At 72.3% G+C, this 11564-nt stretch carries 12 protein-coding genes; 3 read left to right on the top strand and 9 right to left on the bottom strand.

Going from position 1 to position 11564, the window contains the following annotated elements:
* Both EV190_RS23815 and tyrS read right to left on the bottom strand, forming a co-directional pair.
* Positions 1-195, bottom strand: a 195-nt coding sequence (locus EV190_RS23815; protein ID WP_208113288.1) for a hypothetical protein, incomplete at its 3' end; no start/stop codon positions are given.
* A 432-nt stretch (positions 196-627) separates the two neighbouring features.
* Positions 628-1926 carry a tyrosine--tRNA ligase gene (tyrS, locus tag EV190_RS22220; RefSeq protein ID WP_133743559.1) on the bottom strand — a complete coding sequence of 433 codons (1299 nt, stop codon included), beginning with the start codon at positions 1924-1926 and terminating at the stop codon, positions 628-630.
* 235 nt (positions 1927-2161) lie between these two features.
* Between tyrS and EV190_RS22215 the strand changes: the two genes are divergently transcribed.
* Genes EV190_RS22215 through EV190_RS22205 form a run of 3 tightly spaced genes read left to right on the top strand, consistent with a single transcriptional unit; the run spans position 2162 to position 4159 of the window.
* On the top strand, positions 2162-3001 hold the full coding sequence (locus EV190_RS22215) for an alpha/beta fold hydrolase (RefSeq protein WP_243742731.1): 840 nt from the start codon (positions 2162-2164) through the stop codon (positions 2999-3001).
* 7 nt (positions 3002-3008) lie between these two features.
* Positions 3009-3581, top strand: a complete 573-nt coding sequence (locus EV190_RS22210) for a TetR/AcrR family transcriptional regulator (RefSeq protein WP_243742730.1) — start codon at positions 3009-3011, stop codon at positions 3579-3581.
* A complete protein-coding gene (locus tag EV190_RS22205) occupies positions 3581-4159 on the top strand; it encodes a permease (RefSeq protein ID WP_133743557.1) in 579 nt (192 codons plus the stop codon). The genes EV190_RS22210 and EV190_RS22205 overlap by 1 nt, the downstream gene beginning before the upstream one ends.
* 57 nt (positions 4160-4216) lie before the next feature.
* Here EV190_RS22205 and EV190_RS22200 read toward each other — a convergent pair whose 3' ends face one another.
* The 7 genes from EV190_RS22200 to EV190_RS22170 all read right to left on the bottom strand — a co-directional run bounded on the left by EV190_RS22200 (position 4217) and on the right by EV190_RS22170 (position 11552).
* A complete protein-coding gene (locus tag EV190_RS22200) occupies positions 4217-4576 on the bottom strand; it encodes a DUF742 domain-containing protein (protein ID WP_133743556.1) in 360 nt (119 codons plus the stop codon).
* The gene (locus tag EV190_RS22195) at positions 4573-6600 is read right to left on the bottom strand and encodes a sensor histidine kinase (protein WP_243742729.1); all 2028 of its coding nucleotides are present in this window, start codon (positions 6598-6600) and stop codon (positions 4573-4575) included. The genes EV190_RS22200 and EV190_RS22195 overlap by 4 nt, the downstream gene beginning before the upstream one ends.
* A gap of 132 nt (positions 6601-6732) precedes the next feature.
* Entirely contained in the window at positions 6733-7662 is a 930-nt protein-coding gene (locus EV190_RS22190; RefSeq protein ID WP_133743561.1) for a sirohydrochlorin chelatase, read from the bottom strand.
* A 94-nt stretch (positions 7663-7756) separates the two neighbouring features.
* A complete protein-coding gene (locus EV190_RS22185) occupies positions 7757-8389 on the bottom strand; it encodes a GTP-binding protein (RefSeq protein ID WP_133743555.1) in 633 nt (210 codons plus the stop codon).
* Positions 8370-8753, bottom strand: coding sequence for a DUF742 domain-containing protein (locus EV190_RS22180; protein WP_133743554.1), 384 nt, complete (start codon positions 8751-8753; stop codon positions 8370-8372). Before EV190_RS22180 ends, EV190_RS22185 begins: the two co-directional genes overlap by 20 nt.
* The gene (locus EV190_RS22175) at positions 8750-9172 is read right to left on the bottom strand and encodes a roadblock/LC7 domain-containing protein (protein WP_133743553.1); all 423 of its coding nucleotides are present in this window, start codon (positions 9170-9172) and stop codon (positions 8750-8752) included. Before EV190_RS22175 ends, EV190_RS22180 begins: the two co-directional genes overlap by 4 nt.
* An 82-nt stretch (positions 9173-9254) precedes the next feature.
* On the bottom strand, positions 9255-11552 hold the full coding sequence (locus EV190_RS22170) for a sensor histidine kinase (protein ID WP_133743552.1): 2298 nt from the start codon (positions 11550-11552) through the stop codon (positions 9255-9257).
* Positions 11553-11564 lie beyond the last annotated feature (12 nt).

Here is an 11564-nt window from a genome sequence, read left to right as displayed (position 1 = left end):
ATTCTCCGCTTTGTTCCTGCGCTCCGACTTTATCAGGGCCTCCGCGCCGGCGCAAACTCGCGCTTTTCGCGGCGACTCCCTCGAAAGAAGGAGGTCATTCTCGATTCCAGACCTCCAGGAGACCTTTCCTCGTTTGTTCTTTTCCAGATTACCAGTGTTTCTCCACTGCGCCGAACCGGCGCTTTGAAATTCCATTCTGGCTTTTCTGGACCTTCTCGACCGAAAGGGCCGAGAAGTGAGACTACCAGTGTCTGCAGACGCTTCGACCGGTGTCTCTCGAACCGCTCCGCAGAACGAGCGGGGAGACCGAAGAGGCCACCCGCAGGGCTGCGGTGCTCGGGTAACGATAGGTCCTTCCCGAAGACACGTCAAACACAACCTGCCCCTTGGGTGAACACCCAGGTCAGCAAGGTGGCCAGACCTTGAACCAGGTCTCGACGCCTCGGGATCGCGCGGGCTTGGACCTCAGGTCCGCACGGTATGCCTCGGTTTGTTGTTCGCACCGGGTCTCCTGCCCCTGCCGGCTCGGCGCCAAACATCCGGTCCGGAAAAATTCCGACCCTTGCCGTGGACGACACGGTGCCCCCTCCCGGGCTCGGAAGGGGGCACCGACAGCGCGGTCGGGCACTACCGCAGGATGATCCCGCCGATGTTGCGCTTACCCCGGCGGAGGACCAGGTACCTGCCGTGCAGGAGGTCCTCGTCGGTGACCCGCGCCTCGATGTCGGCGACCTTGGCGTTGTTCAGGTACGCCCCGCCCTCCTGCACCGCGCGGCGCGCCGCCGACCGGCTCGGGACCAGGCCGGTCTCGGCGAGCAGGTCCACCACCGACGGAAGCCCGGCCGCCGGACCGGCGAGTTCGGCGTGCGGCACCTCCGCCAGGGCCGCGCCCAGGGTCGCGGGGTTCAACTCCGCAAGCTCCCCCTGGCCGAACAGCGCCCTGCTCGCCGCGATGACGTTCCGGCACTCCTGGTCGCCGTGCACCAGGGTGGTGAGCTCCTCGGCCAGCGCGCGCTGCGCGGCGCGCGCCGCGGGCCGCTCGGCGGTCTGGCGCTCCAGCTCCTCGATCTCCTCGCGGGAGCGGAAACTGAAGGCGCGCAGGTAGCGGGAGACGTCCCGGTCGTCGGAGTTGAACCAGAACTGGTAGAAGGCGTACGGACTGGTCAGCTCCGGGTCCAGCCAGACCGTCCCGCTCTCGGTCTTGCCGAACTTGGTTCCGTCGGCCTTGGTCAGCAGGTTGGTGGTCAGGGCGTGCGCGGGACCGTGCGGCTCGTTGGCGTCCATCCGCCGGATGAGGTCGAGGCCCGCCGTGATGTTGCCCCACTGGTCGCTGCCGCCGGTCTGGAGCGTGCAGCCGTACCGGCGGTAGAGCTCCACGTAGTCGTAGGACTGCAGCAGCACGTAGCTGAACTCGGTGTAGCTCATTCCGACGCCGTCGAGCCTGGACTTGACCGTGTCGCGGGCCAGCATCTGGTTGACACTGAAGTGCTTGCCGACGTCGCGCATCAGCCCGATCGCGGTCAGCTCCCCGAGCCAGTCGGCGTTGTTCGCGAGGACGGCGTCGGTGGGCCGCTGCGCCTCCCCCTCGGGGGTGAAGCGCAGGAAGGCCGAGAGCTGCCGTCCCAGCGCCGCGACCCACCCCTGGATGGCCTCCACCGGGTTGAGCGAGCGCTCGGCGTTGGGCTTGGGGTCTCCGATCATGCCGGTCCCCCCGCCGACCAGGGCGATCGGCCGGTGCCCCGCACGCTGGAAGCGGGCCAGTGTGAGCGCCTGGGTCAGGTGGCCGACGTGCAGACTCCCCGCCGTCGGGTCGAAGCCGCAATAAAGGGTGACCGGGCCATCGGCGAGTGCCTTGCGAAGATCGCCAAGGTCGGTGGTCTGCGCGAGGAGTCCGCGCCACGTGAGGTCGTCGATGATGTCGGTCATGTGGTCTTTCCGTCGGGCTCTCTGTTGACTGTTCGGGCGGTGGCCGCAGCGGGAGTCGCTCCCGTCCGACGCCGTCCCGGAGTGGTCCGGGGGCGCGCCCCGGTCTTGTGCGGCCGCTCCACCCGGGGATTCGCCGCTCGGGCCCTTCTACGGTATCGGTTCGCCCCCCCACGCCGTCTCGGCGGTTTCCCCCGGCCTCTTGCATTCTGAAGCTAATGCCATTAGCTTCGAGGCTATGGATATTAACCACAAGGGCGACGTCACCGTGAGACTCCTGGACCGGCGGCGGGGCCGCATCGCTTACGACCTCTACGGAGCCGGCAACACCGGGCCGCTCGTCGTGTGCGTCCCCGGCATGGGGTCGGTGCGCGGGAGCTTCCGCTTCCTCGCTCCGGCGCTGGCCGAGCAGGGGTACCGGGTCGCCGCGATGGACCTGCGCGGCCACGGCGACAGCGACGTCTCCTTCGACGAATACGGGGACGAGGCCGCCGGCTCCGACGCCATCGCGCTCATCGGCGAACTGGGCGACGGACCCGCGGTCCTGATCGGCAACTCGATGGGGGCGGCGGCCGCGGTGTGGGCCTCTGTGGAGCGGCCCGACCTGGTGTCCGCGCTGGTGCTCACGGGCCCGTTCCTGCGCGACGCGCCGAGCGGCCCGGCCCGGCGGCTTCTCATGCGGCTGATGTTCCTGCGCCCCTGGGGCCCCGCCCTGATCAAGGCCTACATGGGCAAGCTGTACCCGGGGCCCGCCCCCGAGGGGCACAGTGAGCACGTGGCCGCCGTCGCGGCGGCGCTGCGTCCCCGGGACCGCTACCGCGCCGTCATCAGGACCTTCGGCTCCTCCCACGCCGCGGTGGAGACGCGCCTCCCCGAGGTCGCGGTGCCCTCCCTGGTCGTCATGGGCGAGGCCGATCCGGACTGGCCGGACCCCGCGGCCGAGGCCGACTGGATCCGCGGACGGATCGGGGCCGACGTCCTCATGGTCCCCGGATCGGGCCACTACCCGCACGAGCAGCGACCCGACCTGGTCAACAGGGCCGTGCTGGAGTTCGCCCGCGGCGCCGTCCGTGGCTAGGGCCGGGTTGACCCCCGCCTCCGTGGTGGAGGAGGCCGCCAGGCTCAGCGACGAGGCGGGCTACGCGCAGCTGACGCTGGCCACGGTGGCCAAGCGGCTGGGGGTGGCCACGCCGAGCCTGTACAAGCACGTGGACGGGCTGGAGGGACTGCGTAGCGAACTCCGGACCCGGTCGGCGCGGGAGCTGGGCGACGTACTGGGCCGGGCCGTGCTGGGACGCTCCGGACCGGACGCGCTGCGCGCGATGGCGCGCGCCTACCGCCGCTACGCGCTGGAGCACCCCGGCCGGTACGCGGCCCTGCAACGGGCGCCCGAACCGGGCGACGGAGAAGGGCTGGCCGCGGCCGCCTCGACGGTGGAGGTGATCGTCGCGGCGCTGCGCGGTTTCGACCTGCCCGAGGACTCGGTGGTCGACGCGATCAGGACCCTGCGCAGCGCTCTGCACGGGTTCGTGGACCTGGAGTCCCAGGGCGGGTTCGGGATGCCCCAGGACATCGAACACAGTTTCGAAGTGATGGTGGAAGGGTTCGTCCGGGTCTTTCGGACCTGGCCCGAGGGCCGGAACGGGACGGTGCGGTGATGCTGGCGGGACACTTCGGGGTCGCGGGGATCGTGAAGGCGTGGCGCCCGGCGCTGCCCATGGGCGTGCTCCTGGTCGCGGGCCAACTGCCCGACATCGTGTTCCTGCCGCTGGCCGCGGCGGGGATCGAAGGCCTGGTCCCGGTCGAGGGGGCGTCGGGCTACGGTTCGCTGCTGATCGACGCCGCGTACTCGCACGCGCTGGTCTCCAACGTGCTGCTGGCGGTGGCCGCGGGACTGCTGGTCCAGGTTCTGGCCCGGGGCCGGTGGGGGCCGGACGCCGGGGCGGTCGTGGGCGGGGTCGTCTTCAGCCACTGGCTGCTGGACCTGCTGGTGCACCGCCCCGACATCGCGGTGCTGCCGGGCGGGCTCGGCGGCCTGCCGATGCTGGGCCTGGGGCTGTGGGAGACCCCGCTGCTGGCCGCGCTGGTCGAGGGCGCGCTCGTGGCCGCGGGCGTCGTGCTGTACGCGTGGCGGGTGCTCCGCGGCCATCCGGACCGCACGCGCGCGGTGCTGTACTCGGCGGGGGTCGCGGCGCTGCTGGCGGGCTCCTTCATCAGCGACCTGCTGGGGGGCTGACCCCCCGGGCGGCGGCCCCCCTTCCCCTCGGGAAGCGATACCGGGGAAAGGGGGCCGTCACAGCGCGCGCAGCCCGTCCAGGACCGCCTGGAGCAGTGATCCGGTGGGTTCGGCTTCGGGGGGCTCGCCCACGCGCAGCGCGCCCGCCGTGACCATGTCGGTCACCAGCAGCCTGGTCAGGCTCGGCGGCATGGCCAGCTCGGCGGCGAGCTCGGCGACGGAGCGCGGGCCGGCGCACAGCCGCAGCACGGTCGCCTGCTCGGGGTTGAGCTCGTCGTCGGCCTCGGGCTCGCGCGCGGCCGCGACCATGCTCGCCAGGTCCAGGTGCGGCCCGTGGGCGGAGGGCGCGCCGCCGGCCAGGGCGAACGGCCTGAGCAGGCGGCCCGGGTCGACGTCGACGTCGGTGACGGCGGTCACGACCGCCCCCCGTACTGGGGGACCATCTCGACGGCGGCCCGCGCGGAGGATCCGTTCCCCGACGAGGGCACGGTCTGCGGGGGAACCGTCAGGAGCCTCATCGGCAGGACCGTGCGCGCCATCGTGCCCCCGTACGGGGAGGGCGAGAGCCGCACCGTGGCCCCGTGCCGGGCCGCCAGCCTGGCCACCACGAACAGGCCCAGGCGGGGCTCGTCGGGCAGCGCCATCACGTCGAACTCGGGCGGCTCGGCCAGCCTCCGGTTGGCCTCGGCGTACCCCTCGGCGCTCATGCCCAGTCCGCGGTCCTCCACCTCCACTGCCAGGCCCGCCTTGACGAACCCGCTTCCGACGTCCACGTACGAGTCGCCCGGGGAGAACTGGGCGGCGTTCTCCACGAGTTCGGCCAGCAGGTGCGTCACGTCCGCGACCGCGCTTCCGCGCACCTGGGCGCGGGCCGCCGACCTGAGCCGCACCCGCTCGTAGTCCTCGGTCTCGGACATCGCCGCGCGCAGCACGTCCACCAGCGGCATCGGGTCCTTCCAGCGCCGGGCCGACCGCGCCCCGGTGAGGATGATCAGGTTGTCCGCGTAGCGCCGCCCCCGGGTGACCAGGTGGTCCAGCCGGAACAGCCTGCGCAGGGTCTCGGGGTCCTCCTCGGCCGACTCGATCTCGTCGAGGAGCCGCAGCTGGCGCTGCACGAGGGTCTGGTTCCGGTACGCGATCCCCAGGAACACCCGGTTGGCGCCCTCGCGGATCTCGGCCTGCTTGACCGCCGCGCCGACCGCCGTGCGCTGGGCGGTGTTGAACGCGTCCGCGACCCGGCCGATCTCGTCCTTCCCGTGGCGCAGCGGCGGCAGTTCCGCGACCAGGTCCACCCGCCCTCCGCCCTGGGCCTTGGCGACGATCGCGGGCAGCCGGGCTCCGGCGACCTCCAGGGTCTCGGCGTGCAGCCGGCGGAGCCGGCCGATGAGCCGCCGGGAGGAGCGCAGCGCGCAGACGATGGCGGCGAAGCCCGCCAGCAGGGTGACCAGGCAGCCCGCGGCGTTGACCGCGATGACGCGCACCGCCGAGGCCCACGCCTCGTCCAGTGCCGAGCCGAACTGGATGTCGACCAGGCGCTGGAACAGGGGGCCGGTGTCCGCCATGACCCGGTTCCACTCCCCTGCTTCGACGGGGATCTCGCTGTTGAACTCGGCCGGGCCGAGCCCGTCGCCGTCGGCCACGGGGGCGCGCGCGACCACGCGCAGGCTCAGGTCCTGGGTCTGGATCCAGGACCGGGACTCGTGCATCTCCTGGTGGACGTCGGCGGCCTCGGAGGCCATGTTGGGCCTGGCCCCGTTGAGGATGTCGCGGTAGGAGGCGGTGAGGAAGGTGAAGTGCGCGGTCTCGGAGTAGGTCATGGCCTCGGCGGCCAGAGCACCGGACAGCAGCGCGTCGGCCTGCGCGAACCGCTCCTGGGCGCGCATCAGCTCCAGGGCCGTGAATCCGTCGGCGCGCGGGGTGTCGCCGTGCAGCTGGACGATGACGGCGTCGTCGACCAGCAGGATGCCGGACAGCAGCGCGGTGTACTCCCTCAGGGCGGTCTCCCTGCCGACCTCGCCGCCGTCGACCTTCTCCCGCAGGTCGGGCAGGGCCCTCCAGGTCTCGAAGAACTCCCGGGCCCGCTCGGTCAGCTCGTCCCCGCCCGAGCCCAGTAGCGCCCTGGTCCGCTCCCGCTCCTCCGCGAAGGTGTCGTCGGTCCGCTCGCGGCCCTCGAGGAGTTCGTCGCGGGCGGTCTCGGAGCCGCTGCCCAGGAACACCTGGGTCAGTTCCCGTTCGTCGCGCAGATCCGCGGCGAGCCGGTCGAACGCCGCGATCCCCGCCCTGCCGTGCTGGACCGACGAGGTCAGGCGCAGTGCGCCGATGGTGCCCGCGGCGGTCAGCACCGCCCACAGCAGCAGGAAGCTGATGCTCGGAATCAGCACCATTCGGGTGAGCTGGCCACGGATGGCGCTCTTTCCGGTCGGGTCGTGCTCTTTGCTCATCTTGGTCTCCCCCTCGGGGGACGACCGTACCGAAGATCATGTCCCTGCGTGGTTGGTTCGTCACAACTAGTTATTTCGTTGTGACGAACCGACCACACCAACCACGATCCGCCCGACTCCTCCCGCTCCGGCTCAGCTCTCCGGGCGGTGCCGCGATCCCACCGGCGCGGGCAGGTCCTCCAGCGTCGGCTGCTGGTCGATGCCCAGCGCGTTGAGCACCTCGGCGTAGCGCAGCGCCACGATCCTGGCCATGGTGCTGCTCGCGCCCAGGGGCGCGCTGGCCCGTGCCCCGTGCCTGCCCGCCAGGGCCGCTGTCTCGGCCGCGGGGAACTCCCGGCCCACGACGCTGGGCGCGATCACCGGGCGGCGGCAGCCGCCGGCGAAGAGCTGGGCGAACGCCTGCTCCAGCTGCTCGGGGTCGTCCAGCGGCGCGGGGAGCACGGTCACCCCCAGGCGGGCGGCCAGGAGCACCGCGGTCACGCCGGCCGAGCTGAGCGCGTCCGGCCCGCCCACCGAACCGACCACGACGCCGTCGGCCATGGTGTCGCCAGGAGCGACGACGCTGATCAGCCTCATCCGGTCGGCGCGCACGCAGCCCGCCTCGGCCAGGCGCAGGTGCAGCGCCTCGGCGAGCATCGGGTGCGGTCCCAGCGCGTCGGTGACGCGGGCCCGCACGTCGACGGCCCGGAGCGCGTCGTCGATCGCGGCCATGGTCGGCCGGTGCGGATCGGTGACGAGGGGGACGATGACCGCGTCGCACGGCCCGGCGGCCCGCTGTCCGCCCTCCCCTCCGGTCGCCAGCTCCGCCAGGACGTCGGGCAGGGCGCGCTCCTCGCCGTGGGTGTAGGCGAAGCGGATGGGAACCTCTGGCCGGTAGCCGCGGACGAGGTCGGCCATCGACGCGCCAAGGGCGGTCTCGGCGGCCTCGTCCGCGGCTGAGCCGGGCACGACGAGCACGAGCGGCGGCGTACCGACCCAGCTGTCGAAGGACAGCGGGTCGCGGTGCCGACCGGAACGGCGCCGGGGAAGGGCGCGGGGAGGAAGTCTGTCAGAATTGTGCATACCGTCTGAACTCACGCGAAAGATGCTAACGACTCGGGGGTGGTTGGCCTGCTGGATCGATCTTCGTCACTGAAGATCGCGCCGTGGTAACGGATCATCCCATGGATGGTGACGACGCCGTCCTCGCTCCTCCCGTGCGGGCGAGGCTGCGGCGGGTGATGACGTGTCGGATCAAGGTGAGCAGCACCTTCTTGCCGGAGTCCCGGCTACGGGCGTCGGCCTGCACGACCGGGACGTCCGCGCCGATGTCGAGCGCCTCGCGGACCTCGTCGTCGGCGTAGTCCTCCGAGCCGTCGAACCGGTTCACCGCGACCACGAACGGGATGTCGCGGCGCTCGAAGAAGTCGACGGCCGGGAAGCAGGCGTCGAGCCTTCGGGTGTCGGCCAGGACCACCGAGCCGAGCGTCCCCTGCGCGAGCTCGTCCCACATGAACCAGAACCGCTCCTGGCCGGGTGTGCCGAACAGGTAGAGGACCAGGTCGGGGTCGATGGTGATCCGGCCGAAGTCCAGGGCGACGGTGGTGGTGGTCTTCTGCTCCACCCCCGACAGGTCGTCCACGCCGAGGCCGGCCTCGGTCATCACCTCCTCGGTGCGCAGCGGGCTGATCTCGCTCACCGAGCCCACCAGGGTGGTCTTGCCCGCGCCGAAGCCGCCGGCGACGAGGATCTTGAGCGCCCTCGGGATCGTGTCCGCGCCGGGGGCCGCGTCAGAGTCTGCGAATACCATCGAGAACCGCCTGGAGTATGTTCGTTTCGGGGACTTGGGCCTGCGGCAGTGGGGCCCTGGCGAGCACGAACCCTCTGTCGACGAGGTCGCCCAGCAGCACCTTGACCACGGCCATGGGGATGTCCATGTGCGCGGCGACCTCGGCCACCGACACCGGGCTGTGGCACAGTCCCAGGATCGAGGCGTGCTCGGGTTGCAGCGACGACCGGTCGGCCTCACGACCCGAGGCTATGACGACGCTGATCATGTCCAGCCGGGCCCCCTCCGAACGGGTGCGTCCACCGGTCATGGTGTAGGGGCGCACCAGCGGCCCCGCACCGTTGTCCCAGAGCGGGGCGTCTCCACCGGTGCCGCGGTCTCTCATGACCCCGACACGACCGGCGCCGCGGTTTCGGGGAAGCGCGGCGCGCTGCTCAGGAACTGGCCGACCCGCTTGATGCGGGTGTTCATCTCGTAGGCCACCATCCCCACGTCGGCGTCCTCTCCAGCCAGGACGGCCATGCAGGCGCCCTCCCCCGCCGCCGTGACGAACAGGTAGGCGTGCTCCATCTCCACGACCGTCTGCAGGACGTGGCCGCCGTTGAACTGGCGGCCCGTTCCGCGCGCCAGGCTCTGGAACGCCGAGGCGACCGCCGAGAGGTGCTCGCCGTCCTCCGCGGTCATCCCCCGCGACCTGCCCAGGAGCAGACCGTCCGCGGACAGCACGACGGCGTGGTCGGCGCCCACGACACGGTCCACCAGATCGTCGAGCAGCCAGCTCAGGTCACCCGCGACGTTACTCATCCGATTCCTCATTCGCTCGTTCCGATGGAGGCTCGCATGCCGTTCGGCACGCTGTGTGGGTTCGGTGCCGTCCTCCGCGCCCTCATTCGGGCACCGCCTGGGCCGGCTCGCCCCGGCGGCCCAGGCGGGTACCGCTCTGGAGGGCGTTCATCATCCTGCGGGTCTCGTCCGCCGAGCGCGCTCCCGCGGCTCCGCCGATCTCCAGGGGCGTGGTCTCCGGTTCGCCTCGCAGCCGCGGGGAGAGGTGCGCCTGCCTGCGGCGTCTGGGCAGGCTGGGCCGGAGGTCCCCCTCTTCCGCGTCGCACGGCCGCTCCTCCCCGTCGGCTCCCGTCCCACCGCGCGGCTCGAGCGGGTCCGCCGGCCCGGTGGCGGAGGCGGTCCGGGTGCGCGAGACGGTCCGCGGGAACGGCCCCGACCCGGGGTCGAGCAGGTCCCTGGGCCGCTCGGGCGTCGGCGTGAGCGCGGGGGGGCTCGGCGGGGTGACCACCAGCTCGGCCGGGAGCAGCACGATCGCGCGGGTGCCGCCGTGGGGCGAGTCGCGCAGCCGCACCTGGATGCCGTGCTTGGCCGCCAGGCGGGCCACAACGAACAGGCCCAGCCGGGCGTCCTCGTTGAGGGCCATCACGTCGAACTCTGGCGCGGTGGCGAGTGTTTCGTTGGCCGCGGCCAGGTCGTCCTCGCCGATGCCCAGCCCCCGGTCCTCGACCTCCACGACCAGGCCCTTGGGCACGCTCTCCGCGTGGACCCGAACGTCGGCGTGCGGCGGCGAGTACGACGCGGCGTTCTCCACGAGTTCGGCGACGAGGTGGATGACGTCGGCGACGGCCTCCCCGCGCACCGCCACCTCGGGGGCGGGGCGCACCTTGATCCTGGGATACTCCTCGATCTCGGAGATCGCGCTGCGCAGGACGTCCATCAGCGGGATCGGGTGGCGCCAGCGCCGTCCGGGCCTGCCCCCGGCCAGGATGATCAGGTTCTCGGCGTTGCGGCGGCCCCGGGTCGCCAGGTGGTCGAGGTGGAAGAGCTCCTCCAGGAGGTCGGGGTCCTCCTCCTCCCGCTCGATGCGGTCCAGCAGGTTCAGCTGGCGCTGGAGCAACGACTGGTCGCGGTGCCCCAACGCCAGGAACACCCGGTTGGCGCCCTCCCGGATCTCGGCCTGCTTGACCGTCGCGGCCACCGCCGTCCGCTGGGCGGTGTTGAACGCGTCCGCGACCTGGCCGATCTCGTCGTGACCGTAGTCGAGGCGGCGCGGTCGCTCCCGCAGGTCGACGTTCTCCCCCCGTTCGAGCCGTCGGACGATCTCGGGCAGCTCGCTCCCCGCCAGGTCGAGGGTGTCCCGGCGCAGCCGGGACAGCCGGTTGGTGAGCCGCCTGGCGGTCCTGGAGGCGATGCCGTAGGCGAGGGTTCCCGCGAACAGGGCCAGGAGCGAGCCGCCGATCGCGACGGAGAACACGCTCGCGCTCGCGGCGTCGATGGCCCTGACCGCTGCCCGGGCCTGGGCGTCGGCGAGCGCGACGAGCGAGGCGTTGACCGTGTCCGCGTCGCCCCTCCAGTCGGCCACCGCGGGGGGCAGCGCCTCCGGGGTGGACGGCACCGCCTCGTCCGGGTCCGCGGGCGGGGCCGGCTCCCAGGCACCGATCTGCTCGGCGGTGTCGAGCATGTCGGTCCACGCGGCCGATTCGACCAGGTCCGCGTGCTCGCGGGCGGCCTCCGCCGCCAGGGCGGGCTCGATCTCGACCAGGCGGCGCCTCAGCTCCCCGACGAGACCGCTGAACGAGGTCTGCTCCGCTCCGGTGGCCTCGCCCGCGGCCGCCACCCCGGCCAGCAGCGCGTCGGCCTCCGCGAACGTCTCCTGCACGCGCAGCACCTGGACCACGGTGGTGCCGGCGGCGACGGCCCGGCCGTCGTGGAACGACCAGCTGTGCTCGGCGTAGTGGCCGATGCCGAGGTCGATGAGGGCACTGTAGCGGGCGTGGGCGTCGTCCCGGTCGGCCCGCTTCGAGGCGACGTCCTCACGCAGGGAGCCGCGCGCGGTCAGAGCCGCGCGGAAGTCGCTGGTCATCGAGGCGTCCTCGGGATCGGCCTCGACCAGCGCCCCGTCGGTGGCCGCCTGCTGCTCGCGCAGGACTCCCAGCGCCTCGGCCGAGGGCGCGCCCAGGAACTCCAGGGCGAGCCTGCGCTCCTGCTGCAACTCCACCAGCGCGGCGTACAGCCGGATCCCGTGCTCGCCCTCGGCGCCGGCCGCGCGCAGTGACACCGCCTGGGCGACCGTCGCCGCGCTCAGCACGGCGAACAGCACCAGGAACGTGACGGCGGGTATCAGCACGATCCGGTTGAGCTGCGACCTGATGCCGCGACCGGTGCCGCCCGACTCACTCATGAAGGTCCTCCC

It is taken from the genome of Actinorugispora endophytica, assembly GCF_004363075.1.
Lineage (GTDB): Bacteria > Actinomycetota > Actinomycetes > Streptosporangiales > Streptosporangiaceae > Actinorugispora > Actinorugispora endophytica.
This window is presented reverse-complemented; position numbering and strand designations above follow the sequence as displayed.

Coding starts and splice junctions, on each gene's coding strand:
- tyrS (WP_133743559.1), bottom strand. CDS start 1,926: ATGACCGACATCATCGACGACCTCACGTGGCGCGGACTCCTCGCGCAG.
- EV190_RS22215 (WP_243742731.1), top strand. CDS start 2,162: ATGGATATTAACCACAAGGGCGACGTCACCGTGAGACTCCTGGACCGG.
- EV190_RS22205 (WP_133743557.1), top strand. CDS start 3,581: ATGCTGGCGGGACACTTCGGGGTCGCGGGGATCGTGAAGGCGTGGCGC.
- EV190_RS22195 (WP_243742729.1), bottom strand. CDS start 6,600: ATGAGCAAAGAGCACGACCCGACCGGAAAGAGCGCCATCCGTGGCCAG.
- EV190_RS22190 (WP_133743561.1), bottom strand. CDS start 7,662: ATGCACAATTCTGACAGACTTCCTCCCCGCGCCCTTCCCCGGCGCCGT.
- EV190_RS22185 (WP_133743555.1), bottom strand. CDS start 8,389: ATGGTATTCGCAGACTCTGACGCGGCCCCCGGCGCGGACACGATCCCG.
- EV190_RS22180 (WP_133743554.1), bottom strand. CDS start 8,753: ATGAGAGACCGCGGCACCGGTGGAGACGCCCCGCTCTGGGACAACGGT.
- EV190_RS22175 (WP_133743553.1), bottom strand. CDS start 9,172: ATGAGTAACGTCGCGGGTGACCTGAGCTGGCTGCTCGACGATCTGGTG.
- EV190_RS22170 (WP_133743552.1), bottom strand. CDS start 11,552: ATGAGTGAGTCGGGCGGCACCGGTCGCGGCATCAGGTCGCAGCTCAAC.